The sequence below is a fragment of the Flavobacterium sp. Sd200 genome (assembly GCF_009826935.1).
Lineage (GTDB): Bacteria > Bacteroidota > Bacteroidia > Flavobacteriales > Flavobacteriaceae > Flavobacterium.
The window spans coordinates 683,497-710,422 of record NZ_WUMN01000001.1 but is presented as its reverse complement, the minus strand read 5'-3'; the positions used below and the strand labels follow the sequence as shown (position 1 = coordinate 710,422).

The 26,926-nt window shown below is 38.5% G+C and carries 29 protein-coding genes and 1 riboswitch; of the genes, 16 read left to right on the top strand and 13 right to left on the bottom strand.

What is annotated here, in order from left to right; all coding sequences use genetic code 11:
* Positions 1-37 precede the first annotated feature (37 nt).
* The 4 genes from GR160_RS03340 (at position 38) to GR160_RS03325 (ending at position 2,689) form a co-directional block, all read left to right on the top strand.
* Positions 38-673, top strand: coding sequence for a hemolysin III family protein (locus GR160_RS03340; protein ID WP_160748414.1), 636 nt, complete (start codon positions 38-40; stop codon positions 671-673).
* 45 nt (positions 674-718) lie between these two features.
* The gene (locus GR160_RS03335; protein WP_160748413.1) at positions 719-1,537 is read left to right on the top strand and encodes a helix-turn-helix domain-containing protein; all 819 of its coding nucleotides are present in this window, start codon (positions 719-721) and stop codon (positions 1,535-1,537) included.
* A gap of 64 nt (positions 1,538-1,601) precedes the next feature.
* Positions 1,602-2,114 (top strand): DUF6265 family protein, encoded by a 513-nt coding sequence (locus GR160_RS03330; RefSeq protein WP_160748412.1) that lies wholly within the window; start codon positions 1,602-1,604, stop codon positions 2,112-2,114.
* 8 nt (positions 2,115-2,122) lie between these two features.
* Positions 2,123-2,689, top strand: coding sequence for a pentapeptide repeat-containing protein (locus GR160_RS03325; RefSeq protein WP_160748411.1), 567 nt, complete (start codon positions 2,123-2,125; stop codon positions 2,687-2,689).
* A gap of 47 nt (positions 2,690-2,736) precedes the next feature.
* Here the strand turns inward: GR160_RS03325 and GR160_RS03320 are convergent, their stop codons facing one another.
* Positions 2,737-4,083 carry a DEAD/DEAH box helicase gene (locus GR160_RS03320; protein ID WP_160748410.1) on the bottom strand — a complete coding sequence of 449 codons (1,347 nt, stop codon included), beginning with the start codon at positions 4,081-4,083 and terminating at the stop codon, positions 2,737-2,739.
* Positions 4,084-4,235: 152 nt separating this feature from the next.
* Here GR160_RS03320 and GR160_RS03315 point away from each other — a divergent pair, with 152 nt between their 5' ends.
* Positions 4,236-4,490 (top strand): hypothetical protein, encoded by a 255-nt coding sequence (locus GR160_RS03315; protein ID WP_160748409.1) that lies wholly within the window; start codon positions 4,236-4,238, stop codon positions 4,488-4,490.
* An 88-nt stretch (positions 4,491-4,578) separates the two neighbouring features.
* Here GR160_RS03315 and bcp read toward each other — a convergent pair whose 3' ends face one another.
* Complete coding sequence (gene bcp, locus GR160_RS03310; RefSeq protein WP_160748408.1) at positions 4,579-5,037, bottom strand: thioredoxin-dependent thiol peroxidase; 459 nt, start codon at positions 5,035-5,037, stop codon at positions 4,579-4,581.
* Between the two features lie 33 nt (positions 5,038-5,070).
* On the opposite strand from bcp, the gene nth reads away from it, so the two are divergent.
* Positions 5,071-5,730, top strand: coding sequence for an endonuclease III (gene nth / locus GR160_RS03305; protein WP_160748407.1), 660 nt, complete (start codon positions 5,071-5,073; stop codon positions 5,728-5,730).
* A gap of 17 nt (positions 5,731-5,747) precedes the next feature.
* Here the strand turns inward: nth and GR160_RS19260 are convergent, their stop codons facing one another.
* The 3 genes from GR160_RS19260 to kdsB form a co-directional block, all read right to left on the bottom strand.
* Entirely contained in the window at positions 5,748-5,891 is a 144-nt protein-coding gene (locus tag GR160_RS19260; RefSeq protein ID WP_202390694.1) for a hypothetical protein, read from the bottom strand.
* A gap of 60 nt (positions 5,892-5,951) precedes the next feature.
* Positions 5,952-6,536, bottom strand: a complete 585-nt coding sequence (locus GR160_RS03300) for an RNA polymerase sigma factor (RefSeq protein ID WP_160748406.1) — start codon at positions 6,534-6,536, stop codon at positions 5,952-5,954.
* 320 nt (positions 6,537-6,856) lie between these two features.
* Positions 6,857-7,582, bottom strand: coding sequence for a 3-deoxy-manno-octulosonate cytidylyltransferase (gene kdsB, locus GR160_RS03295; protein WP_160748405.1), 726 nt, complete (start codon positions 7,580-7,582; stop codon positions 6,857-6,859).
* 193 nt (positions 7,583-7,775) lie between these two features.
* Here kdsB and GR160_RS03290 point away from each other — a divergent pair, with 193 nt between their 5' ends.
* The gene (locus GR160_RS03290) at positions 7,776-8,219 is read left to right on the top strand and encodes an SRPBCC domain-containing protein (RefSeq protein ID WP_160748404.1); all 444 of its coding nucleotides are present in this window, start codon (positions 7,776-7,778) and stop codon (positions 8,217-8,219) included.
* Between the two features lie 13 nt (positions 8,220-8,232).
* Here the strand turns inward: GR160_RS03290 and GR160_RS03285 are convergent, their stop codons facing one another.
* The 5 genes from GR160_RS03285 to GR160_RS03265 form a co-directional block, all read right to left on the bottom strand.
* Positions 8,233-9,651, bottom strand: coding sequence for an ATP-dependent RecD-like DNA helicase (locus GR160_RS03285; RefSeq protein ID WP_160748403.1), 1,419 nt, complete (start codon positions 9,649-9,651; stop codon positions 8,233-8,235).
* A 100-nt stretch (positions 9,652-9,751) separates the two neighbouring features.
* A complete protein-coding gene (locus GR160_RS03280; RefSeq protein WP_160748402.1) occupies positions 9,752-10,690 on the bottom strand; it encodes a nitronate monooxygenase family protein in 939 nt (312 codons plus the stop codon).
* A gap of 1 nt (position 10,691) precedes the next feature.
* Positions 10,692-11,030, bottom strand: a complete 339-nt coding sequence (locus GR160_RS03275; RefSeq protein WP_160748401.1) for a hypothetical protein — start codon at positions 11,028-11,030, stop codon at positions 10,692-10,694.
* A gap of 194 nt (positions 11,031-11,224) precedes the next feature.
* On the bottom strand, positions 11,225-11,467 hold the full coding sequence (locus GR160_RS03270) for a hypothetical protein (RefSeq protein WP_160748400.1): 243 nt from the start codon (positions 11,465-11,467) through the stop codon (positions 11,225-11,227).
* 3 nt (positions 11,468-11,470) lie between these two features.
* Positions 11,471-13,081, bottom strand: coding sequence for a S8 family serine peptidase (locus GR160_RS03265; RefSeq protein ID WP_160748399.1), 1,611 nt, complete (start codon positions 13,079-13,081; stop codon positions 11,471-11,473).
* Between the two features lie 94 nt (positions 13,082-13,175).
* On the opposite strand from GR160_RS03265, the gene GR160_RS03260 reads away from it, so the two are divergent.
* From GR160_RS03260 to GR160_RS03220, 9 genes are all read left to right on the top strand, one after another.
* Entirely contained in the window at positions 13,176-14,033 is an 858-nt protein-coding gene (locus tag GR160_RS03260) for an EamA family transporter (RefSeq protein ID WP_160748398.1), read from the top strand.
* Positions 14,034-14,038: 5 nt separating this feature from the next.
* The gene (locus tag GR160_RS03255) at positions 14,039-14,917 is read left to right on the top strand and encodes a helix-turn-helix domain-containing protein (RefSeq protein ID WP_160748397.1); all 879 of its coding nucleotides are present in this window, start codon (positions 14,039-14,041) and stop codon (positions 14,915-14,917) included.
* A gap of 80 nt (positions 14,918-14,997) precedes the next feature.
* On the top strand, positions 14,998-15,222 hold the full coding sequence (locus tag GR160_RS03250) for a hypothetical protein (protein WP_160748396.1): 225 nt from the start codon (positions 14,998-15,000) through the stop codon (positions 15,220-15,222).
* 71 nt (positions 15,223-15,293) lie between these two features.
* Positions 15,294-16,637 (top strand): TolC family protein, encoded by a 1,344-nt coding sequence (locus GR160_RS03245; RefSeq protein WP_160748395.1) that lies wholly within the window; start codon positions 15,294-15,296, stop codon positions 16,635-16,637.
* Between the two features lie 3 nt (positions 16,638-16,640).
* Positions 16,641-17,672 (top strand): HlyD family secretion protein, encoded by a 1,032-nt coding sequence (locus tag GR160_RS03240; protein ID WP_160748394.1) that lies wholly within the window; start codon positions 16,641-16,643, stop codon positions 17,670-17,672.
* A 3-nt stretch (positions 17,673-17,675) separates the two neighbouring features.
* Entirely contained in the window at positions 17,676-19,319 is a 1,644-nt protein-coding gene (locus GR160_RS03235; RefSeq protein ID WP_160748393.1) for an MFS transporter, read from the top strand.
* Positions 19,320-19,391: 72 nt separating this feature from the next.
* A riboswitch (SAM riboswitch) is annotated at positions 19,392-19,501 on the top strand.
* Positions 19,502-19,648: 147 nt separating this feature from the next.
* The gene (locus GR160_RS03230; RefSeq protein ID WP_160748392.1) at positions 19,649-20,827 is read left to right on the top strand and encodes a PLP-dependent aspartate aminotransferase family protein; all 1,179 of its coding nucleotides are present in this window, start codon (positions 19,649-19,651) and stop codon (positions 20,825-20,827) included.
* 9 nt (positions 20,828-20,836) lie between these two features.
* The gene (locus GR160_RS03225) at positions 20,837-22,072 is read left to right on the top strand and encodes a homoserine dehydrogenase (protein ID WP_160748391.1); all 1,236 of its coding nucleotides are present in this window, start codon (positions 20,837-20,839) and stop codon (positions 22,070-22,072) included.
* A gap of 266 nt (positions 22,073-22,338) precedes the next feature.
* Positions 22,339-23,286 carry an alpha/beta fold hydrolase gene (locus tag GR160_RS03220; RefSeq protein WP_160748390.1) on the top strand — a complete coding sequence of 316 codons (948 nt, stop codon included), beginning with the start codon at positions 22,339-22,341 and terminating at the stop codon, positions 23,284-23,286.
* A gap of 40 nt (positions 23,287-23,326) precedes the next feature.
* Here the strand turns inward: GR160_RS03220 and GR160_RS03215 are convergent, their stop codons facing one another.
* The 3 genes from GR160_RS03215 to GR160_RS03205 all read right to left on the bottom strand — a co-directional run bounded on the left by GR160_RS03215 (position 23,327) and on the right by GR160_RS03205 (position 26,742).
* Positions 23,327-24,301 (bottom strand): transglutaminase family protein, encoded by a 975-nt coding sequence (locus tag GR160_RS03215; protein ID WP_160748389.1) that lies wholly within the window; start codon positions 24,299-24,301, stop codon positions 23,327-23,329.
* An 84-nt stretch (positions 24,302-24,385) separates the two neighbouring features.
* Complete coding sequence (locus tag GR160_RS03210) at positions 24,386-25,312, bottom strand: alpha-E domain-containing protein (RefSeq protein ID WP_160748388.1); 927 nt, start codon at positions 25,310-25,312, stop codon at positions 24,386-24,388.
* A gap of 17 nt (positions 25,313-25,329) precedes the next feature.
* The gene (locus GR160_RS03205; RefSeq protein WP_370519205.1) at positions 25,330-26,742 is read right to left on the bottom strand and encodes a circularly permuted type 2 ATP-grasp protein; all 1,413 of its coding nucleotides are present in this window, start codon (positions 26,740-26,742) and stop codon (positions 25,330-25,332) included.
* Between the last annotated feature and the right edge of the window lie 184 nt (positions 26,743-26,926).

Below are 26,926 nucleotides of genomic sequence, written 5' to 3'. Positions count from 1 at the left end.
TTTTTTACTTTTTATCTTTGTAATAAGCTCCTGTACAATGGCAAAGAAAAATAAGAAAAGCGAAGAGCTATGGAATGTTATAACCCATGGCACAGGTGCAATACTATCTGTAATTGCACTGGTTTTAATGCTTGCCTATACCATTTGCTGTGGCAGTACCATGCACATAGCCGCCTGTACCGTTTTTGGCATTAGCCTTATTTTATTGTATTCTGCATCAACAATATACCATTGGGCATGGAAACTTCGCTGGAAACGGCTCATGCAGCGCATAGACCACTTGTGCATTTACATACTTATTGCCGGAACCTACACACCATTTGCCCTGCTTGGTCTTAAAGGAACATGGGGATGGACAATTTTTGGACTTATATGGGCATTTGCCATTGTTGGTTTTATTTTTAAATTCTCTCCGTTGCGCAAATCAGAAAAATTATCTTTAACGCTCTATGCCCTCATGGGCTGGCTCATAATAATTGCCATTAAACCGTTAATGGTAAGCCTTGATACCGGTGCGCTTTTATTTTTGCTTGGAGGTGGGCTATGCTATACTTTTGGTATTTATTTTTATGCCAAGGAAAGAATACCATACAACCACGCCATTTGGCATCTCTTTGTTCTTGGTGGTAGTACCCTGCATTTTTTAGGTGTATTTATTTATCTTATTCCATAAACCTGTAGTATTGGCTTTATAAAAGAAATGCTTAATATTGCCTGTATGCAATATAAGGTTTACAATCCCTGCCCTGCCCTCGAAAAACAGGTTAGATATTACTGGAGTCTGGAAAGCAATCCAGACGACCTGCCACACAGCCGCGAACGCATTTTTCCTGACGGTTGTATAGAGCTTATATTTAACTACCGTGAACTGTTTATTAAGTTTGAAAACGGTATAGCTTCACATGAGCAATACCGTACTATGCTTTATGGCCAGCTTAAAACTTTTATAGAAGTTGAGGCTACCGGAAGTGTAGGGCTTTTTAGTGTACGGTTTAACCCGGCGGGATTGCAGCCGTTTATAAACCGGGATGTAGGATCCTTAACATCACGTGAACTGAACATTACAGAGCTTTGGGGAGATGAAGGTGTACAACTGGAGCACGATATGCTGAAATGCAACAGTAACGAAGAAAGGGTTATAATAATAGAAACCTTTTTAATGCAAAAACTGCAAACCATTGCTTTTGATAACAGCGACGTAGAATATTGCGTTAATGCACTAACCGAAAGCGAAGGCAGCATTACTATTGATCTACTGGCAAATCAGTTGTGTATTGGCAAGCGACAGCTTGAACGAAAATTTAATGCCGCTGTAGGGCTATCGCCTAAAATGCTGGCACGGATAATTCGTTTTCAAAACACATTGCAACTAATAGAAAAGAAAGAATTTACCAGCTTTACAGGCGTTGCTCACGATGGCGGATTTTATGACCAGGCGCACTTTATAAAAGATTTTAAGGAATTTACGGGACTTAATCCCAAACAGTATTTTTCTGAAAATCTTGAAATGGTAAAACATTTCAGCTTTGATGAATAATGTCGCTTTTTTACAATTTTTGGCATTGCCTTAAACGCATCTTTGTGCTATAAAACCAAATATCATGAAAAAAATAGTACTACCAATTTCTGTTGTTTGCTGTATGCTGGCATCTTGCAGCAAAGCTAAAAACGAGACTATTGTTCCTGAAAAACAGCAAACAAAAAGCTATCCATCCCTTGAAAAAGCCAACTGGCTGATTGGCAACTGGGGCAACGCATCGAGCGAAGGTGTGCTTACAGAGTTTTGGAAAAAAACTAACGACTCAGTATATCATGGAGAAAGCTATTTTGTAGTAAAGAGTGATACTGTTTTCTCTGAAAACATTGAACTCGAAGAAACCAACGGAAAACTTGCCTATGTGGTTACTGTACCCGGCCAAAATAATGAAAAACCTGTACGCTTTGAAATGACCTCAATTGCAGGAGATAGTATTATTTTTGAGAACCCTCAACATGACTATCCAAATAAAATAAGCTATAAAAAAATTACTAACGACTCGTTGGTTGCTAAAATAGCAGGTATTCAGAATGGCAAACCAACATCTGAAACTTTTACCATGAAAAGACAAAAATAGGATTGTTGATGAAGATAATTGAAAGCACTGTTTTTGAAAAAGAAGATTTTAGTGAAAACCCTTTGGAGTTTGCAGAATATGACAATTGTAAGTTTAAAGACTGTAATTTTAGCAATGCCAACCTAACCGGATTTATTTTTACCGAATGCCGTTTTGAAGGCTGTAACATGGGCATGGCAAACGCAAAAGGAACAGCGTTTAAAGATGCTGCATTTATAGACTGTAAACTACTGGGCTTTAATTTTAGTATTACCGATCCTTTTTTATTGTCTCTTTCATTTGAGGGATGTAATTTGCAACTGGCCTCTTTTTACAGGCTTAAGCTAAAAAGTATAAAGTTCATCAACTGCAACCTACACGATGCCGATTTTACCGAAACCAACCTTACCGCCGCTGTATTTAAAGAATGTGATCTTAATAAGGCAATATTCCAGCAATCGGTATTAGACAAAGCCGATTTTCGTTCAGCCTATAACTATAGTTTAGACCCTGAGCAAAATCAAATTAAAAAAGCACGGTTTAGTATAGAAGGACTACCCGGTTTATTAGCAAAATATCAAATCATTACAGAATAATTTTTTCGGGTTTTGGACCATAAAATAGTGCAAAACCCGAAAAACTATTATTTATTTTTTTTCTTTTTAGCAGCACGTTTTGCTTCTACCGCACGGTTTCTTGGTGCTGTTTTCCTTGGTTTTGTTTTACCGGGACCACCAAGATTTACTTTTTTGTTCTTGTCTTTCTTTTCATGAAAAGCTCCGTTATCGCTTTTCTTAGGGGTACGCAGTAAAAGTTTTATCTTCTTTTTATCTTTTTCAAACTCTAAAAGTTTTTCAGCTATTTCTACATCTTCCGGCAATTCAATAAATTCGAGTTCTCTTTCCATTAAAACTTCAGCCTCTAATTGTATTTCCTGCTCAGAAGGGGCAATTAGGCTAATAGCCACACCTGTTTTATCGGCACGGCCTGTACGTCCAATACGGTGAATATACTGTTCAGGCACTTCAGGGAATTCCATATTGATAACGTGCGTAACATCAGATATATCAAGGCCACGTGCCATAACGTCTGTAGTAACAATACCTCTTAACTCTCCCTGCTGAAAGGATGCCATGGTATTAAGCCTGTAATTTTGTGATTTATTAGAGTGTATAACTCCAAACTGCCCGTCATGATTTTCTTCAAGGCTTGTCATTACAAGGTCGGCCGTTTTTTTATTGTTCACAAAAACCAATATGCGCGAAAGACTTTCATCCTGTAGCAGGTTTTTAAGCAAATTAATTTTGGTTAAAAAATTAGGTACATTATAGCCAAACTGCTCAATTTGATCTAACGGGGTGCCCGATGGTGCCAATGATACCTCTTCAGGAAAATCGAAATAATCATTCAGCATTTCATCAACCTCATCGGTCATTGTGGCAGAGAATAGTATGTTTTGCCTTTTGGCTTTCATCATATTAAAAATAGAGGTTACCTGCACCCTGAAACCAAGGTTAAGTATTTCGTCAAACTCATCAATAATGAGCTTTTGTACCTCATCAAAACGCACCACATTATCGAGCGCAAGATCCATCATCCTACCCGGAGTACCTACAAGCACATCTACCCCTTCATATACGCGCAACTTTTGTGTATTGATATTTACACCACCAAAAACACCCACCGTGCGCACAGACATGTATTTAGTTAGCTTTTCGACCTCCTCTACTACCTGTACTACCAGCTCGCGGGTAGGTACAATAATAACTACACGTGGTGTATCGGTTTTAGCAAACTTCCATTGTTTTAGCACAGGCAACAGGTAGGCAAAAGTTTTACCGGTACCGGTTTGTGCAATGCCCATCATATCACGCCCACTAAGTATTACCGGCATAGCGCGCTGCTGTATGGGTGTAGGGTTTGTAAGCCCCAGCTCATCTATAGCTTTTTGAAGCGATTTGGGTAAGTCGAAGTCGTGAAATGTAATCATTGCTGCTTTAATTTTTTGCAAAGATAGCTTAATTAGGTGGTTAGATTGTCTTATTAATACAATATTGGGTTAGATCGCCTCTTCTAATTTAACAAAAACTTGTAAAAAAATGATTTTTATGAAACTATCTTAGCTTTATAAAACAACATAATATGTCTGAATTCGTAGTAATAGGCCAAGCCATATCTGTAGCATCAATAAGGGATTATCTATTTGCAAAAAAAATAGACAAAGGAGATTCTATAGTATTAAACCCTACTGATTATGAGCATATACTTGATGAAATAAGAAATTCTGACGAAGCTATAGACATTCCGTTGAATGTGTTGGGGGTTCTATTAATTAAAGATACTTCTGGCAACGTACCCGTGGGTAAAATACAAATTGTTGAAGACGACAAAATATAAAATTCCATCTTGCTTATTAATTCACTAAAAGCTTCAACAGATAACTGCTGAAGCTTTTTTTTATACCTTTTATCTCTATAAAAAAGAACTATTCCTGTTTAAGAATCTGATCGCTATGTTCTTTCGTTTTTACAGCAGTGATTACTTCATCAATTATTCCTTTTTCATCGATAACAAATGTGGTGCGGTGAATTCCGTCGAACACCCTGCCCATAAACTTCTTAGGTCCCCATACACCGAAAGCGTTTATAACCGACTTGTCTTCATCAGAAAGCAAAGGGAAAGGCAATTCATATTTTTCTTTAAACTTTTGAAGCTTTTTCTGGCTGTCGGCACTCACGCCAAGCACTTCATAATTTTGGGCAATAAAACGGTGGTAGTTGTCCCTTATATTACATGCCTCAGCAGTACAGCCGGGAGTATCGGCTTTAGGATAAAAGTACACAACAAGCTTTTTACCTGCATAATCTGCAAGTGTGTGCTGCTTACCATCCTGGTCTATCCCTTTAAAATCAGGTGCTTTATCTCCTTTGTTAAGTGTTGTCATAACTGTATATTTGTTTGCATAAATATAATTAAAATGACCAAAGCAGAAAAGGCCAGGTTTGTTATTAAAACCCTAAATGAGCTTTATCCTACTATACCACTGCCGTTAGACCACAAAGATCCTTACACTTTGTTAATTGCTGTATTAATGAGTGCACAAAGCACTGACGTTCGTGTAAATCAAATTACCCCACTTCTTTTTGAAAGGGCTGATAATCCTTATGCAATGGTAAAACTTCATATAGAAGATATACGCGATATTATTCGTCCCGTTGGGTTGTCTCCTGCCAAGGCCAAGGCCATACACGGATTATCTGAAATATTAATAGAAAAGCATAACGGAGAAGTTCCGCAAAGTTTTGAAGACTTAGAAGCCCTGCCCGGAGTAGGCCATAAAACAGCAAGTGTAGTTATGAGCCAGGCGTTTGGTGTACCGGCATTTCCGGTAGACACACACATACACAGGCTTATGTACCGATGGGGATTGACAAGCGGTAAAAACGTAGTGCAGACAGAAGCCGATGCCAAAAAGCTTTTTCCCAAAAGTTTGTGGAACGACCTGCACCTGCAAATTATATGGTATGGCAGGCAATACAGCCCTGCCCGTGGGTGGAATTTAGATAAAGATATTATTACCGCCACAATTGGCAGGAAAGATGTGTTGGAAGAATACCATAAAAAAACCTCCCGATAATACCGGAAGGTTATAAATTAGTTAGCAATGTTTTCAAACGTACCGTTTTGTGTTTTAACTATTTTAAGTGCTTTAGAATAGTTAAGCAAAAAGTCTACTGTCTCTTTTTTAGGTAACATATTAGGCGCTGCTACTGGTTTTTTAGAGTAAAGTTTTGCCATCTGACTACTGTTATTTTGTTGTTGTTACACCTATAACGCCAGTACAAAACTTTATATTGCCTAATTAGTCAAAATAATTTTATTCTTCTCTATTACTTTTCTAAGGTTCATTAGGGCATAGCGCATTCTGCCTAAAGCAGTGTTGATACTAACACCAGTAAGATCGGCAATTTCTTTAAAGCTAAGATCCTGATAAATACGCATTTGAAGCACCTCTTTTTGGTCATCAGGCAACTCTTCAATAATGCGTTGCAGGTCGTTCTCTACCTGATCTGTAATGATCCTGTTCTCTATATTCGGGCTGTTATCCGTCATTATAGAAAATATTGAAAACTCCTCGGTTTCACGATACATAGGCATTTTTTTATTACGCCTGAAATGATCTACAATAAGGTTGTGCGAAATGCGCATAACCCATGGCAAAAATTTTCCTTCCTCATTGTATGAGTTAGATTTAAGGGTCTTGATTACCTTAATAAAAGTATCCTGGAAGATATCGTCAGAAATATCCCTATCGTTTACTTTAGAGTAAATAAAACCATAAATTTTAGATTGGTGCCTTTTAATTAGTGTGGCAAGAGCATTTTCATCTCCACCCACATAATCTTTTACCAGGACAGCGTCAGGGATTACAACATTAGCCATAACAATACTTTTTAGCGTTTTTTTTTGAGATTTGGTCGATAAAACCTCTGTTAACCAGAGTTCTAAAAAGTAGTTTTTTGTATAGGCGGTGTTAATTAAGAATTAATTATATGCCAAATATAACATAATAAAATTATAATAAACAAATGCTAATAAAAATTTTAACACATAAAAGACAATAAATATCATTTTAACATATAAACACCTCAAAAACGTAGGTAAAAACACGTAATGTTAGCATACTCTTCAAAATTTAAACTTACGGCTATTTATAAATTAACTGTATAAAAAAACAAACGGAGCTTACAACTCCGCTCCTATTACAACATTTTTCTTGCCTTTTCAAGATCCTCCGGCGTATCTATACCTATGCCGGCATGTGTAGTTTCTACCATTCTAATCTTTTTACCATACTCCAAATATCGTAATTGTTCGAGCTTTTCAGATGCCTCCAAACTTTGCATGGGCAGTTTATAAAAATCCATTAAAGCATGCTTACGGAAAGCATAAATGCCAATATGCCTAAAGTATCGCACCCCCGCTTCGGTATCTCTCGGATAAGGAATTACAGAACGCGAAAAATAAAGTGCAAAATTCTTTTGGTCTACAATTACCTTTACATTATTAGGGTTTTCAATATCTTCCTTATTGGTAATGTGCATCATTACCGATGCCAGGTCTACCTCACGGGCAATATCGTTTTTAAAAACCTCAAGCACATCGGCTAATGGCTCTTTGTTTATAAAAGGTTCGTCTCCCTGCACATTTACAACAATATCTACATCAAGGTGCTCCACAGCCTCAGCAATACGATCGCTGCCGCTTTCGTGTTCTTTAATGCTCATAATAGCCTTGCCACCATTGTTTACTATCTCATTAAAAATAATATCAGAGTCGGTCACGACAAACACATCATCAAAAAGATTGGTTTCAAGTGCTGCCTTATAGGTTCTTGTAATTACTGTTTGTCCGCCAAGGTCCTGCATAAGTTTTGCAGGGAAACGGGTGCTGGCATATCGTGCCGGTATTACTGCTATGATTTTCATACTGTTTTAGTAAATTTTGCACTTGCGATATAACGCAAGTCTTTAAATTATACCCAAACTTAAAAAACTTTGTTTTAGTTCGGGTACTTTTTTTATTTTTTTGTCCAAATCCCCCCCTGTTTATGTCTTATCTGCACATTTAACAGATAGTATAGAACTGCTAATTTTAGTTTATAATTTAAACCCATAACAAATGCAAAATCAAAGTTATAATACAACAATTAAAACTCTTAAACCTGCACAAAAGGTTTTCAATAAAATCAACGAAACAGATAAATGGTGGACAGCAAATTTTGAGGGTAGCAACTCTGTTTTAGGAGATACTTTTAAGGTTACATTTGGCGATACTTATATGGAATTAAAAGTGGTGGAATTAATCGAAAACGAAAAAATAACATGGTTGGTTACAAATAGCCATAAGCATTTTGTAAATAAAACAAACGAGTGGAATGACACAACAATTAATTTTAAAATAACAGAAGAAGGTGATACAACTACAGTTATGTTTGAGCATATAGGTTTAGAAAACACATTGGAATGTTATGAAATATGTTGCAACGGATGGAATACATATTTGCAAAGCAGTCTTAAAGACCTTATCAACACAGGAACAGGATTACCTGATAAAAAAGTTTAGACCAAACGATAAATTACCCCTCAAAAGCATCATCCTTAAACCCTATCAGATAAAGTTTATCTTTTGCACGTGTTATGGCTGTGTACAACCAGCGAATATAGTCTTTATCTATGCCTTCAGGCAAATAAGGCTGCTCTATAAAAACAGTATTCCATTGCCCTCCCTGGCTTTTGTGGCACGTCATGGCATAGCTGAACTTTACCTGCAATGCATTAAAATGAGGGTTGTTCTTTACTTTTAAAAATTTACGGTATTGTGGTTCATCCTCATAATCTTTCATTACTTCCTGATAGAGCCTGTTAGACTCTTCATAGGTTAACGATGGCGACTCACTGGTAACCGTATCTAAAAGCAGGTAGGTTTCCAACGGTGGACTGTTTGGGTAATCTATAAGCCGCACTTTTACCCGGGCAAATTTAAATCCGTATAATTCTTCTATCCTGAAAATTTCAAGCACTTCAATAATATCGCCGTTTGCTATAAATCCTGCCTCGCTTTTTTCATCAAGCCAAAAATAATTATTTTTTACTACCATCATAAAATCGCCCGCCGAGAGTTCGCTTTCCCTCCCCAGTATTCGAGATCTTATTTGTTGGTTATAAGCATTGGCACGCTTGTTAGAGCGCACAATAAAAGCAGTGTCTTCAATGCTGTAATTACTGTAGGCATAATTTATGGCATCCTGAATATCATAACCATCAGTAAGCCGTATTATATCTTTAAACCCACGGAGCCTGAACTGAAAGGTATCTATAAATGTCGATTTTAATATCTCTCTCAATTCTGTAGCATTATACAATATGCCCGAATCGAATTCCTGACGCATTACCTCATCAAGTTCAATCTGCTCTACATCTTTCAAAAAACCGCGGCTCAGCCCATCGGCATCGAGTGCAGGGCTAACATCGCTGTTTACAGGGGGCAACTGGGCGGTATCACCCACCAGTATCATCTTGCAGTTGTTGCCACTGTACACATAGTACATAAGATCGTCTAAAAGCGAACCATTTTCATACATTTTAGAATCAGATGGCGTATCCGAGATCATTGAAGCCTCGTCGACTATAAAAACGGTATCTTTAAATTTATTAGGTTGTCGGGTAAACCCAACCGTACCCCCACTACCCTTTTTAGGAAAATAAATGCGCTTGTGTATTGTAAATGCAGGTTTACTGGAATAGCCCGATATAACTTTTGCCGCCCTGCCCGTAGGTGCTAACAGCACATATTTTTTATTGGCAAGCCGTAAGTTATTTACCAATGTAGATATAATAGTGGTCTTGCCTGTACCCGCATAGCCCTTTAAAACAAAAATATCATCGCGCCCATTGGTTACAAATTCGGCTATTTTTTGCAAAAAAATGTCCTGTTTGAGGGTTGGGGTAAACGGAAAATCTTGTCTTAATAGTTTATAGAACTGTACAGGCGTCATTTAGCTATGCCGGGGGTATTAAAAATTTATATGCCCAAAGATAACACATAGCCACACAACGGGCATACACATTTTGTCATTGCGATTATATTTAACAAACCTAAAAATTAGCTGTTTCTTTTTTAGCCAGTTCAAACTCGGCAATCATGTCATTTACAATTTCGGCAACAGGCTTAATGTCATTTATTAATCCTGCAATTTGCCCAATTTCGAGCTCTCCCTCTTCAAGATCACCTTCAAACATGCCTTTCTTTGCTCGGGCACGTCCCAACAAAGCAATAAGTTCGTCTTTAGTGGGAGCATTAGCATAAAGAGCCATTATATCATGGAAAAATTTGTTCTTTATCAGCCTTACGGGAGCCAGTTCTTTAAGCGTAACATGGGTTTCTCCCTCCTGCAGATCTACCACTAATTGCTTAAACTTTTCGTGCGAAGAAGATTCTACTGAGGCTAAGAAACGGCTCCCTACCTGCACACCGTCAGCACCAAGCACCATTGCGGCAAGCATTCCCCTACCCGTGGCTATACCTCCTGCTGCAATAAGCGGAACACTTAGTTTTTCTTTTACCATGGGTATAAGCGTAAATGTTGTGGTTTCTTCTCGGCCATTGTGCCCTCCTGCTTCAAAACCTTCGGCTACAACAGCATCAACACCTGCCTCCTGAGCTTTAAGGGCAAATTTTACACTGCTAACCACATGCACCACAGTAATGCCTTTTTCTTTTAAAAAAGCTGTCCATGTTTTAGGATTTCCCGCCGATGTAAACACAACCTTTACCCCCTCTTCTACAATAATATCCATTATTTTTTCAATATCAGGATACAGCATGGGCACATTTACACCAAAGGGTTTATCAGTTGCTTTTTTGCATTTTTGTATGTGCTCGCGCAAAACTTCAGGATACATTGAACCCGCACCAATGAGCCCTAAACCGCCTGCATTGCTCACAGCAGCCGCCAGTTTATAGCCGCTTGCCCATATCATTCCTGCCCCTATAATAGGATATTGTATATTAAAAAGTTGGGTTATTTTGTTCATATTAAGTTTTTTCAAAAGATAATTTATAAATAAAGGGTAGGTATTGCATTTTGAGGCATGCCCACAAAAAAGGCATAGGGCTGCCCTGCCCTGCATCCTGAATTGTTTTTATAATTTTTCCTCTTTTAAAAAAAGATACTTTTATATTGCTTTCCATACAATCATCACAATGAAAGCTACCTGTATATTCATCATTCAATTTTTGGTATCCCGCTTTCATAAATGCATTTCTAATATCTTTAAATTCTTCTCTTATAAATTCTTTATTTACATTTTTATATTTGTCCATGTTCACACCGGAAATTTTTGAAGTGCCATCTTCATTAATGTAAATTTCCATGTGCCCATTTTTAAACAATAGAGCATCAAACTCTTCTCCTTTAGGTATAAGATGTAATTTTTGGTAGGCAACTCCTCCCATAACAAGCGAATCTTGGGTTAGGAGGTCTATTTTTAATACTGAATACCTGCCTGAATCCGGATTGAGATAAAAAAGGGAATCTTTAACAATACGATATGTAGTTTCAAAACCTACTATTCGTAAAGGCTCATTTTAAAAAAACCTGTCTTATGCTCCATAATACCATTATGAGAAAAGCCAAATCCAATTTCAATATTCATAGGTGATGGAATCACTACAGAATCACCAACCGTACGTATTGGATGTAGTTTCAGCCAATCTCCTTGTATTAAATCACTAAAATTATCGAAATTTTCATAATTTTCTTTACAAGAAATGTATAATAAGAAGATCAAAAACAACATTACTCTTTTCATCCTCTACTCCTTTACCAGCCTACCCGTTTGAGTTTCTGAACCAGACTGTATATAATAATTGTAAATCCCTGATGTTAAATTTTCTAAAGAAACCGCCTTTTCATTAACAACTTCCTGTTCTCTTACCTTTTGCCCCAAACTGTTGTAAATTATAAATCTTGCGGTATTAGCACTGGTTGGAAATTTAATACTAAGGTGATTTTTAACCGGATTAGGATAAACTAAAAACATGTTACCATCAGCAACGTGGGCAGTTAACAATTCCCGCTGCAAAGCCAAATTAAAATCGGGTATGCCGTAACCGTAAAAATTATCAGGGTTAGTATATCGGTCTGCCGACTCTTTAATGATCTGTAACAATTCGGCATTGGTTTTATTAGGTAGTGCCTGCCATAAACACGCAACCATTCCTGCCGTTATTGGCCCCGAGAACGAAGTGCCACTAGCTGCTGCAATAGTACCATCTGCACTACAAACGGTTGTTAAAAGTCCCTGTGCCATTACATCGGGTTTAATTCGCCCATCTGCCGAAGGGCCAATGGAACTGAAATAAGCATATTGCTCGTCCGGACCTACTGCACCTACAGTTAGTGTATTGAAAGCATCGGCCGGAACACTTATATTAGGCTGGTCTGTAGCTGCTGAATTACCTGCCGATGTTACCAAAAACATACCTCTTGTAAATGCTACATTTGCACCACGGGTAATAAAGGCTGTTTCTCCGTTGGCATTATTATAAGTATGACTGTAATTTGGGTTATCATAGTTTAGATATCCTAATGACGTATTAATAATATCTACACCAAGACTGTCTGCCATTTCGGCTGCTTCTACCCAATATGATTCCTCAACCGGATTTTCGGCAGCAGTATCCTCAGTAACAAACAGATAGTAAAAGGCATCGGGAGCACTACCTACAAGCTGCCCTGATGCATAACCTCCCATAGTGCTTAATACCATAGTGCCATGGCTTCCTCCTGTATAAACATCATTACTATGCTGCACATAGTTATAGCCCGTTGCTATTAAATTATTTTCATACAAACGTGCAAATGCTCCGGCTGTTGGAACTCCTACAAAGCCATTATCAAGCACCGCAATGGTTTTTCCGGCACCTGTAAAATCCTGTTGGTGCAACAAATGACCGTTAAGCATTTGCACCTGCCCTGCCGAAGAACCATAATTATAAGTAGCCTGTATATTTTTTATGCGTGCCGCAGAAGTTGCAGGTCTTGGTGCAGCGGCACGCCCAAAATCGTCCAAAGAATTGTCTGCAAAATCAACCCTGCTTACAAAATTTAATGCGGTTAAGGTTCTTATAGCTTCTTCACTGCCCCTAATGTGCAATGCATTAAGCCATTTAGACTTTGCCATGACAGTAATGCCATTTGTAGCGGCAACAGCATCAATATAAACATTACTGACAGGCACATCCAGTTCGTCTAATTCAATACCCTGATTTGCTCTCCGGTCTAATGCTTTTTGACTAAGCATTTCTAACGGGTTATCAAGGTAAAAAGAAGCATCGGGCTTATCATTAAAATAAACCCAGGCATCCTCTTGTGCATTACTTAGAGTATATGTAAAAAGTAAGAGTAATAATATCTTTTTCATTTTGTTATAATCTGCAATCAAATATACAAAAGTTAGAACGCCGTTAAGTATAACTGTATACAAAAGCTTATTTTTGCAGCTTAAAATCAATTCGATGCTCTTTCTTGTCCTCAGCATATTGTGCAGCGTTACAGTGGGGATTATTTTTAAAATAATCCGAAACTATAATATATGCCCCTCTCAGGTAATAGCCTATAACTATTTTTTCGCTATTATTCTTTGTTATATTTTCTTTGATCCTAATCTGTCACAAATAAATCAAAGTGCACCGTGGAACATATACATACCCTTAATGATCCTTCTCCCATCGGTATTTGTATTACTGGCACGGTCTATAAAACAGGTAGGTATTGCACGCACAGATGTTGCACAGCGATTTTCTCTCTTCATTCCTATACTTGCAGCCTGGCTTATTTTTAAGGAAGATTTTAATACGTATAAAATTATCGGCCTCGTGATTGGCATTCCTGCAATATTGCTCATAATATTTAAAAAAGAAGAAGGATCTGCCAAAGGATGGCATTATCCTGCGCTTGTATTGTTAGGCTACGGCACTGTAGATATTCTTTTTAAACAGGTAGCATTACAAACCACCCTACCCTACTCAACGTCGTTATTTATAGTGCTTACCGGTGCGTTTATTTTGAGCAGTATTGCTGTTACTTACCAAATGACAAGGCGCGGAATTAAGACCAATTTATACAATCTTGCTTTTGGCATACTCGTGGCAATTTTTAATTTAGGCAACATATTTTTCTACCTAAAAGCACATAAAGAATTCACCAATAATCCAAGTACGGTTTTTGCCGGAATGAATATTGGGGTTATTGTACTGGGATGCCTTGCCGGAGTAGCCATATTTAAAGAAAAACTCAGCAAACTCAACTATTTAGGGCTGTTTTTGGCTATCATTGCCATTGTGTTTATAACGCTTTCTCAAATGAAAAGCTAAACTGCATGAAAAAAATTGCCACCTACTCTATACAGCAGCATCAAAAGGTTTTTAACTTATCGAGCAATAAGAAAGACTTTTTTTATGTAGAGTTAGGCAAAGGCAGCCTTTTTAACCCCGAACCCCGACGGTCTGAAACCTACGCGCTTTGCTTTTTAAAACAGGGCGAAATACTGCTGCAAACCGGACTGCAGAAGCAAACAGTAAAAGCACCAAGCCTTATTGCTCTTGGTCCTACGGTAGTGCGCTCAATGCACGAAACCGAGAACCAACCCTATATGGATATTATTTTCTTTACCGGAAATTATTTGTTGGAAAAACGAAGCAATGTGTTCTACCTCATGGAGTTTGATTTTTTTGAAGATAACGATCTTCATACCTCGCATCTAAACCCAATACAGGCAAAAAAAACAGCACGCATTTTCAATATGATAAAAGAGGCTGTGGAAGAACACCATATACACGAACCCGAAATGGTTAGGAGTTCTATTTTTGCGCTTATACATGAAATGGACTCTTTTGTAAAAAACTATCCTGCACCGCAAAGTCATATCAGCGAAAAAGTATCACCCATATTAGGAGCTTTTAAAAGGTTGCTTAATAAAGAATACCAACAGCAACGCTTTGTGAGCTTTTATGCTGATAAGCTTAATGTTACCCCAAAGCATCTTTCGGAATTACTCAAAAAAGAAACAGGAAAAACAGCAGGCGAATGGATAGACGAGGTTATTGTGCTGGAAGCAAGAGTACTGCTTCAAAATAAATCGTTATCGGTATCGCAGGTTAGCGAGTATCTGAATTTTTCTGACCAGTCGGTTTTTGGTAAATTCTTTAAAACCCATACTTCTCTTACCCCACTACAATACCGTAAATCACTATTATAGAAATTTCGACGAAAATTACCGTAATACCGACTGTATTTATAACGAAAATCGGCAGAACTTTGTAGTGTTAAAATTGTTGTATGAACACCATGCTAAAACAGGCATTAACAGGCCTGCTTAAAAGAACGGTCTTTATCATAAAAGTCAATCTGAAAAGATTAAACAACTTTATACCTGCACCTTTTCCTGCGCAGATATACAGCAGCAACACCCCCATGAATACCTCAAATAATTACGCTGAACTGTATGTACAAATACTTCCAACTCTCAATATTGCGCGGGAAAGGTTGGGCAGGAAACATTAGCGTCAAATTATTAAAACGACGAAAACAACACAAAACAAAACCATTTACTAAACCATTCATTACAGGACAAAATGAATCAATTTTCATTAAGGTTAATAGCAATAGCTATAACTTTAACAGGCTGCCTATGCCCTCTTTCTAAAGCTGTTGCCCAACAGGAAAAGCCTGCGCAATATACTCTTAGCATAGAACAGGCTTTGGCTTTGGCAAGACAAAATAACGACCACGTTACTGCCGCAAGACTAAACAGTGCAGTATCTGAATCAGAACTCAAAGAAATAAAAAGCCATGTATTGCCGCACGTTATGCTTAAAGGTACGGCTAAAAGATTAACCAATGCCATATTGTTTGAAGGCGGTGGCCTTACCCAGCCTTTAAGTGTTTCGCCACCACCTGCAAAATATCAAATGAATACTGAGATAGAAGCTTCATTCAATCTCTATTCCGGTGGTAAGCATGAAGCTTCAATTAGAGAGTATGAAGTAAAGACAAAACTGGCCGATGTTAATGTGCAACAACAGGAAGGTAGCATAGCATTACAGGTCGTGCAGCATTATTTGGAAATATTACGACTTAATGAGCTCGACAGCCTTTATAACGAACAGATTGAGCGCGAAAAACTGCGCCTTAAAAATATTAACTCTCTTTATAAAAACGGTAAAGTTACCCGCAGCGACCTGCTAAGGGCAGAAATAAATCTATCCAATCAGGAATATGCAAAAAAAGAAACTGAGAGCGATATAGCCATTTATCATAACAGGCTGAATATACTACTGCACCTGCCGCAACAAACCTATGTTGTGCTTAGTGACACTGCTGTGGTAAACAACATTCCTCAACCCAAAGTTTTAGAAACCCCCAGCGAGAAGGGTGCCTTTAGCCTGCAACAGGCATCGTTAGGAATACAATTGCAGCAAAGCAGGCTTGAAGGAGCTAAAAGCAACTACTATCCATCAATCCACATAATAGCTGCTTACGGTTTAAACTTCCCTAACTATTTGGTTTATCCATATATACCTCATGCCTATGAGATTGGTTTTGTTGGACTAAGGTTACAGTATGATATATCGTCACTCTATCATAATAACCACAAAACAGCAGCCGAAAGGCAACGCCTTGAACAGGTTAAAGTAAATGAAGATGCCGCACGCGATGAGATCCTGCAACAAATAACTTCTCTGCAAATAAAAATGGATGCCATGAATAAGAAAATGGCATTGGCGCGCCAAAATATTGAGCAAAGTCAGGTCAATTACAAGATAGTTAATACAAAATACTTCAACCAGCTTGCATTGTTAACCGATTTACTGGAAGCAGACAACATTTACATGCAAAGCAAATACGGGCTAATTGAGGCTCAAACCCAGTTTTTAAACTACTACTATCAACTACTTTACACCACCGGAAAAATATAAGCTATGGCACCTTTAACAAAAAAATTCAATATACTGTTTAACATTGTTGTGGTTATTATTGTAGCAGTTACGGTTATATTTTTTGGCCGCTACCTTGTGCATGCCTCTAACTATGAAGAAACTAACGATGCTCAGGTAGAATCGTACATAAACCCAATATCGGCAAGGGTTAGCGGCTATATAAAGACCATAAATTTTGAAGAGCACGCCACTGTTAAACAAGGCGATACACTAGTGATAATCGACGACCGCGAGTATGTTACCAAAGTTATGGAGGCCGAGGCCGCGCTGGAAGACGTTAAGGCAAGGCTTACCGTTTTAGATGCCCAGATAAATACCACCCAAACAGGTACTTATGTAAACAAAGACATGATTGCTGTAGCCAAAGCTAAATTTACAGAAAAACAGCAGGATTTAAAACGCTACAAAAACCTGTTGCAGGAAGAAGCTGCCACGCTACAGGAGTATGAAGCAATTAAGGCACAGTATGATGTAGCCGAAAACGAATACAATGCCGCACGAAATAACCTTAAAACCACGGGGTCTAAAATTGAAGAGCTCGATGCCGGGCATGCACTGCTTAAAGCCGAACTGAAGCAAAGGGAAGCCGCACTGCAGTTTGCCAAAATTAACCTTGGCTACACAGTTATAACCGCGCCCTACAGCGGCATGTTGGGCAGGAAAACCATACAGGAAGGCCAGCAGGTACAGGCAGGGCAAAGCCTGGTGCCTATTATAAACGAAGGGCAAAAATGGGTTACTGCAAACTTTAAAGAAACGCAGATTGAAAACATGCGCAACGGCCAGGAAGCCGAAATAAAAATAGACGGTTTTGATGATAAAGTTTATCACGGAACGATAGAAGCCATTGCCGGGTCTACAGGGTCTAAATTTTCGCTGTTGCCTGCCGATAACTCTACCGGAAACTTTGTAAAGATAACACAGCGCATACCGGTAAAGATAAAGTTTAAAGAGACTGACCTGTCTCAGGTTAAGGCAGGTATGAACGTAGTGGTTTCAGTTAAAGACAAGTAAGCAATGGATAAAAATATCTATTTCAGGGAATGGGTACACAACTGGACATGGGGTGCACGTGCTGCATTGTTCCTCATACTGCTGTTTTCTATACTACAATTTTCGCTGTTCTCGCTAACACAAAACTATGTGGTATCCTATTTTGGCGCACAGCCGGAAGACATTACTTTTTCTATACAGGTTACCTATGTTTCGCTGTTGTTTTGCCTGCCGATACAAATACGTTTCCTTAATTACTTTAACACCAAGCGGTATTTAATCGTAGTACTTCTGGCAGGCATTATACTAAACCTGCTGTGCATGCACACTACAGATATTACCCTTTTTACCGTGCTGCGTTTTTTTCAGGGCATGGTAATCGGGCTTATGGCAGGTGCCATGCTTACGCTGATATTTACACGGCTGCACGAAGAAAAAAAACAGGCGGTGGGCTACTCTGTTTTTTACGGAACATTACTGGGCAGCAGCGTGGCTGTGGGTGCGCCATCGGCATGGATTATAGACAACATGGACTGGAAAATGATCTATTATATAGTCATTGTTTTGCAGGTAATATCTATTGCCATTGTGTACCTTATCTTCAATAAAGAAAGGGTACACCGCAAATATCCGCTAACCCAAATAGACTGGAAAGCCTATATAGTGCTGGCAACAGGCATGCTGTGTGTAGCCTACTGCATGGTGTACGGCCCTAAAGAATACTGGTTTGAAAGCAGGTACATTACGTATGTTTGTATGCTTGCCTTTGCGCTGCTCTACCTGTTTATTTACAGGCAGGTAAAAAGCAAACGGCCTATTATACATTTCAGCATTTTCGGCTCAACTAAGTTTGTAACCGGACTGTTATTGCTGGCACTTTTTTACGGTTTTAAAGACACCATAAACCTGGTATACAGCTACATAAGCACAGTAACACAATGGTCTAACTACCAATACATAGAACTGGCTTTTTTTAATATAGCAGGCCTTGCCTTTTCTATGTACCTTTCATCGGCAATGGTAATGCGAAAAAAGCACAGCATCCGCGTATTTTTAGTTGCCGGATTTGGGATCATGCTGGCCTTTAATATCTGGATGTATTTCATAATTTCTACCGACCTCTCGTTTATCGATCTTGTAATCCCTATATTTTTACAGGGGGCGGCATCGGGCATGTTGTTTGTGCCCATAGCCACATACATACTCTCAACAGTGCCTGTAAACACAGGACTTTCGGGCAGTTTGGTGGCCGGGCACGTAAGGCTGTTTGCTACACTAAATTCTTTTGCCGGATATTATACCCTGCAGCTGTTTTATAACCAGCACTACAAAGAACAGTTTTTGGCACACCTTACCCCTTACGATACTACCTATACCGATGCAAATTCGGCAGCCGTGCAGTCTTATGTAAGCAAAGGTTTTACACAACAGGAAGCGATCGCGCTGGCACATTCATCCATCATGAAACAGCTTACCACACAGGCACAGCTGTTAACATCACAAACCATTTTTTTAATTGTTGCGACGGCAATATCGGTCATAATCGTGTTGGTACTAACCTGGCCTTTGACCCAAAAAGTATATCAAAAATACATTTCAGGTAAAATCACAAGCAAAAAAACAACTTCACAACAACCACAAATACAAGCACATAATAATTATTTTTAAAAATTTTTAAAAAAATATTTGGAAATTAATATTATTGTGTCTTACCTTTGCTGCAAGTTCTTTAAAAGATTATTCTTATCCAGAAAGACTGAGGGAATTGACCCTATGACGTCTTGGCAACCTGTTCGTTTTGCGAATAAGGTGCCACATTCAACCACGCCAATGGCGGGGAAAGATAAGTTAAGAAATGCAGATTATTTCAACAAATATATATGCCCTTCTGACTTATCGGAAGGGCTTTTTTATTTTAAGCACTTTCGATAGACTGGTTTAGAAAATTTTTTATTGACTAATTAATTAGTAATAAAAATTTTAAAAAATTAAACAACATGAAAGAGCAAACTGCAATCCTAAACAACCTCCCTATCGATCCTTTAACCGGAAGCATTTCTGTGCCAATTTACCAAACATCTACATTTGTTCAGGAAGCACCGGGCGTACACAAAGGGTTTGACTATGCCCGCAGCAACAACCCTACCCGCAAAGTACTTGAAGATGCCATTGCCCAACTTGAAAACGGCACAAACGGCTATGCTTTTGCCAGCGGCCTTGCAGCTATAGATGCAGTTATAAAATTGCTTTCTGCCGGGGATGAAGTTATTGCGGTTGATGATATTTATGGCGGTGCTTTCAGGCTGTTTACCCACGTTTACGAAAAATTTGGCATCAGCATTAAGTATGTCGACACTACCAATGCACAAAACGTAGCCGATGCCGTTACCGATAAAACTAAGCTTATCTGGATTGAAAGCCCTACTAACCCTACCCTTAAAATATCTGATATTGCAGCCATATCTGCCATTGCAAAGGCTAACAACATACTGCTTTGCGTAGACAACACATTTGCATCGCCCATAGCACAAAAGCCTATTAACCTTGGTGCCGATATTGTGGTACACAGTGCTACCAAATACATATCGGGCCACAGCGACCTTATTGCAGGCCTTGTAGTTACAGCTACCGAAGAGCTTGGTGCAAAAATTAAATTCATACAAAACGCATCGGGTGCTATACTTGGGCCGTTCGACAGCTGGTTGGTTATCCGTGGTATAGAAACCCTAAGCCTGCGTATTAAAGCCCATGCTGAAAATGCACTTAAAGTGGCAGAATATCTACAAACTGAGAAACTGATCAAAAACGTTTACTATCCTGGCCTTCCTACACACCACAACCACGATGTGGCTAAAAAACAGCTTAAATATTTTGGAGGTGTGGTAACGTTTGACCTTGTGATAGACGATAAAGAACTGGCTTCTAAAATAGTATCGGGCACTAAACTGTTTAAGCTTGCCGAAAGCCTTGGTGGCGTAAAGAGCCTGTGTTGCCTTCCAAGCGAAATGACCCACAAATCTATCCCGGTAGAAAAAAGGTACAGTTCCGGCGTAACCGACAGCCTAATCCGCCTGTCTGTTGGCCTTGAAGATGCCGATGACCTTATTGCCGACCTGAAACAGGCTTTTGCAGCCGCAGTTGAAGTTAGTGCCGATAAAGAAGTAGCAACCGTTTAATACCTCACCATGTCGAGAAAGCAATTAAATATAGGCCTTTTTGGGTTTGGGTGCGTGGGCAACGGCCTTTATGAGGTGCTGCAAAAAACCCCTGCCTTAAGGGCAAACATAAAGAACATTTGTGTTAAGGATAAAAATAAGGAGCGCGAAATTGCTGCCGAAAATTTTACCTTCGACAAAAATGACATCCTTAACGACAACGATATTAATGTAGTTGTAGAACTTATTGACGATGCCGATGCGGCTTTTGAGATAGTTTCGGCTGCACTTAAAAAAGGTAAGGCGGTAGTTTCTGCCAATAAAAAAATGGTTGCCGAGCATTTTACCGAGTTGCTGCAACTTCAAAAAGAATACAACGCTCCCCTGCTTTATGAAGCTGCTGCATGTGCCAGTATGCCCATAATCCGTAACCTGGAGGAGTATTATGATAACGACCTTTTGGAATCTATAGAAGGTATTGTAAACGGTTCTACCAATTACATACTTACCAAAACCTTTGCCGAAAACCTTAGCTATGAGGCAGCGCTTAAAGAAGCACAGGAAAAAGGATTTGCCGAAAGCAACCCTATATTAGATACTGGTGGATTTGATGCCAAATATAAACTGCTTATACTGCTTGCACACTCGTTTGGCTACATTGCCAACCCGGATGATGTGTTTAACATCGGCATTGACAACATTGGCGAACTGGAACTAAAATATGCTAAAGAAAAAGGCTATAAAATAAAACTGGTGGCACAGGCATTTAAAGGCGCTAACGGAAACCTGAGTGCTTTTGTAATCCCTAAATTTGTTACGCCCGAAGACCGTCTGTATAACGTAGACGATGTATTTAATGGGGTGATTACCAAAACCAGCTTTGCCGACACCCACTTTTTTGTGGGCCGTGGCGCGGGGTCGTTCCCAACGGCATCGGCAGTACTGTCGGATATTTCGGCACTGAGCTATGACTATAAATACGAGTACAAAAAAATATACCGTCAGGAAGATGTAAGGCTAACTAACGATGCCGAGCTTAAAGTGCTGCTTCGCCACAAAAAGGAAAATGCCGAGGCACTAAAACTGCACTTTAATACGGTTGAGGAAGCCTACACCAACAGCAACAGCGGTTACATAACCGGCAACATTACACTTGACAACTTAAAAGCCTTACAGGCTAAAAATAACGGCGAACTTTCTTTTATACTTCTTAATGTAGTAACAGAACAGGAAGCAGCAGTTGCAGAAACTGTAGCTTTGGCTTAACACGATAACGCTTTTCCACAAATAGCGCAGTTGTTTCCTAAACCAGCTGCAACTAAAGCCCTATATTTTTATATAGGGCTTTTTGTATTTCAACTCTTTAATAATCTGCATTATAAGCCAACACTAAAATAATTAAAAACAATCAGCTCAAATCAGTAATTGTTAAATTTTTAAAAACAATCATTTTTATAGCTGTAAAAATTCAGAAATTTATAATGAAAATTCATACGAATAATTTTCAATTGTGTATTAAATTTTTCATTAAAATGATTCGAAAACACCTTATACTCATAGCTTCATCAATGCTTTTATTAAGTTGTACGGCAGCTAAAGATAAAAGCACTAACGAACTGTTTTTAAATAAGAAAGCAGAAAATAAATACATCTCTGCCTACAATAACACTATGAAATTGTGGCCTGTTCCTTATGAAGAAAAAGATATTACTACCACTTATGGTAATGCCCATATAATTATCAGTGGCCCCAAAGACGGCAAACCTTTAGTATTGCTTCATGGCATGGATGCAAGCTCTACCATGTGGTATCCTAATATAGGGTCGTATGCTAAACATTATAGAGTATATTGTATTGATTATCTGACTGAAGCAGGAAAATCGATTAAAAATGAGGACGCTAAATTTAACCCTGATGATATTACTCCCTGGTACACCCAAATATTTGATGCCTTAAAACTCAAAAAATTTGACCTTGTAGCAGCATCGCGTGGTGGATGGGTAGCTACAAACTATGCACTAAAATGCGATGGAAGAATAAAAAAAATGGTATTACTTGCGCCTGTACAAACATTTGAAGGCATTAATATGCAATCTAAAACAATGACGGCTGCAAATTTTAAATTTTTCCCCACCAGAAAACGCCTGAATAAAATGGTTGCATATTTTTCGGAAAAGCCCGAGAAAGTAAGCCATCAGTTTAAGGAACAAATGTATTTGGGAACCAAGAATACAAAAACCAAAATGGATTTACTGCACATGAAACCTTTTAGCGATAAAGAACTAAAAAGCCTTACGCTGCCTGTATTGGTGTTGGTAGGAGATAACGATATACTTAATAAGCCCGAAATAACAGAGAAAGCTAAAGAACTTTTGCCCAATTGTAAAACAGAGATTATAAAAGATGCCGGGCACTTTTTAACTATGGATCAGCAGGAAAAAGTAGATGCTACTATCATAAAATTCTTAGAGAGTAAATAGGTCTATTTTCAGTCGTAGTTGCATAACTGCGACCGAAAACTTACTGTTGCTGTTGCTGCTGCTGCATATCTAAAAACTTTTGATAAGAGTTTCGGTTAACAGGAATTTCTAAGGGTTGTGTTTCTGATATATATGCTGGCTCAGTAAATACATGGGTGTTTTCATCTGCTTTCTCATTACTTATAAGCACAGAAACCGTTAGCCTATGATTGCCGGGACCTTTATAGGTTCCTTTAACAGGCGTACAATCAGAAAAGTCACGCCCATAAGCAATCTTAACATGGCGGTCGCTTACCCAGCAATTGTTGGTTGGGTCTATGGCAAACCAGCCATAATCGGGTATGTACGCTTCTACCCAGGCATGAGTAGCTCCCTCTCCCCTAAGCTCATGGTTTACAGGGCAAATATAACCGCTTATATAACGAGAAGGTATGTTCAGTGTGCGCAGCATTTCTAAAAGCAGGTGCGCAAAATCCTGGCATACACCAGCCTTAAGTTCCCACACTTCATCAATTTTTGTAGTTACATTGGTAACTCCCTGCTTATAAGCAAAATTAGTATATATATATTCTGACAGTTTAGACACAACCTCTAAAACAGATGTTCCGGGTTTTAAAATACTCTTTGTCAAAGCTTCTATCTCCGGCCTGTAGTTGTACACATCAGGACGGGCAAAATCTATAAAATCAAATGTATCTTTCAGTTCGGCAAGCACTTTCCACTCTTCATCAGGAAACGCTGTAGGATCAGGAAATTTAACCGGGTTTGTAAATACCTCCAACTCTGATTTTATTTCCAGTTCGCTGTGTGGTTCCACTATAGTAAACACCCCGGTAGAGTTGCCCAGATAATCTGTAAAATAGTCTATAGGCACATTGGGGTTTATAGTAATTTTAATATCGCGTATTTCCTGTTGATCAGAGCTTTGCGGCTTAAGCATTATCTGATTGGCGCTGTCGGTTACAGGCTCCGGATAATGATAACGGGTAATGTGTTTTATATGATATAAAGGCATAGTCTGCTATCTCAGTTTAGTTTGTTTGGGAGGCAAATATCATACTTTTAAGGCGTTTTATAATCGGTTTTTTATAAAATTATATTAATACGCCACTTTAAAATAATGCTTGTCGAAAGCTTCGACAATATCATACAACGCAAATTCCAGCCTGCTGATATATTCTAAACGCGAATCGTTATTATCCTCAGGTTTAATATACTTAAGCATAGCAATGCTTTTGCCTATCATAAACTCAATAGTATCTTTTTGCTCTTCAAGGTTGCTTTTTTTTAGGTTTTTGCTAAAGGCTGCAATTTGGTTTAAGGCAAAAGCAAGCGAGTTAGGAAAATGCTCTTCATATAATATCTGGTTATACATAGATTCAGCATTAAACGATCCTGCATTGGCTTTAAGATAATATTCATAGCCGCTCAGCGATATTAGTAAATACCTCCAGCTAACGGGGTCTACTGTATCGGCCCGTGTAATATCTGATAGTAATAACTGTCGTTTTAAAAGTTGAATACACTGTAACGCCCTCTCTAAAAATCCGCCTATGCGAAGAAAAAAGAATCCTTCGCCCCTAAACATAGAACTGTCTACCGTGCCATAATAATGCATGCATTGCTTTATAAAGACATCAAAAACCGTCATAGGGTCATGATTAGCTATGTTTGCCTTTAAAGCAGGATTGCGCATTTGATGATAAAAATCGTTAAGCGATTGCCACAGGTCTTTTGTAATGTGATCTTGGGCACTACGGGCGTTTTCTCTTGCACGCAAAATGTTGTTGCATAACGAATATTCAAGATTGTTATCAAAAAAAATGTTCTGCAATATATTTACGTCTCCCGAACATGCCGCCGATTTTTCACCGGGATTGTATTCATTATAAATGGTTTCCCAGCTAATAATAGGTGTGCCATCCTGCGAGGCAATGTATAATGTTTGTAAATTTCGAAGATGTATATTGGTGCGCTCCATGTAGCGGCTCATCCAAAAAATATTTTCGGCTACTCTGCTTAGCATCAGTGTATTTTTAAACGTTAGTCAATAATCCAGGTGTCTTTACTGCCACCGCCCTGAGAAGAGTTCACTACAATAGATCCCTCTTTAAGCGCCACACGCGTTAGTCCGCCAGGCACTATATCTATACCGTCAGGTCCATAAAGTGCATAAGGCCTTAAATCTACACGGCGTGGTTGCAGCTTACCGTCAATATAGCATGGAGCTGTAGAAAGTTTAATAATGGGCTGGGCAATAAACTGGCGTGGCTCGTTATTTATTTCTTTAATAAATGTTGCCACTTCTTCATCGGCAGCGCAATCGCCTATAAGCATTCCATAACCGCCACTCTCATTCGTGCGTTTAATTACCATATTTCTAATATTCTCTATGGCATATTTTCGCTCATCCTGATTTTCCATTTTATAGGTAGGCACGCTTTTAAGAATAGGCTCTTCATTAAGATAATACTTAATCATATCCGGTACATAAGAATATATGGCTTTATCGTCGGCAACACCATTGCCCATAGCATTAACTATAACCACGTTACCTTTACGGTAAGCATGATAAATACCCGGAACCCCAAGCATACTGTCAGGCCTGAAAACTAATGGGTCTATAAACTCATCGTCTACCCTTCGGTATATAACATCTACCTTTTTAAGCCCTTTGGTGGTTTTCATATAAACTTTATGGTTTTGCACCACAAGGTCGCGCCCTTCTACAAGTTCGATGCCCATTAAACGAGCAAGTGTAGTATGCTCAAAATAAGCAGAATTATATATTCCCGGCGTTAAAAGAACAACGGTTGGCCTGCTGCTCTTTTCATGGGCAAGTGCCAAAAGATTTTTTATTAAAAGTTCCGGATATTCTTTTACCTGTCTTACCTTGTTATCCGGCAGTATGTTAGGAAAAATACGCGAACTCATATTACGGTTTTCGAGCATATAGCTTACACCGGAGGGAGTACGGAGGTTATCTTCAAGCACATAATAAGAACCATCATAGTCGCGAATAAGGTCTATGCCACTAATATGGGAGTAAATATCAAAAGGCACGTTTACATTTACCATTTCCCTTAAATAATTAGGACATGAATAAATGAGCGATGCAGGTATTATACCATCTTTAATTATAAACTGCTGATGATAAACATCTTTTAAAAATATATTAAGCGCTTTAAGCCTTTGTTTTATGCCTTTTTCTATAAAATCCCATTCGGCCGCTTCTATAATACGGGGAATCATGTCGAACGGAAAGATCTTTTCAATACCCTCCCCACTACTATATACAGTAAAGGTTATTCCCTGTGTCATGAAAAGCTTTTGTGCAAGCTCGTTTTTAGCTTCTACTTCGTTGTTTTTTAAAGCACTAAACGAAGAAATGAATTTTGCATAATGGTCGCGCACTTTGCCGGGAGCCATCATTTCATCAAAAACGCCTTTTAGCATGTCATAGTTACTCACAATTGATTTGTTTTCCATAAAATGAAGCTAATTAACATTTGTTTATTTATTATTTGGCTAAATGTAAGTTTTTCTTTGATAATAATAACACAAAAACATCAAAAACAATAAATATTTCACATTTTAAAAAACCAACAATAAAACAAAAGCACGCAAAACACTGATTTAC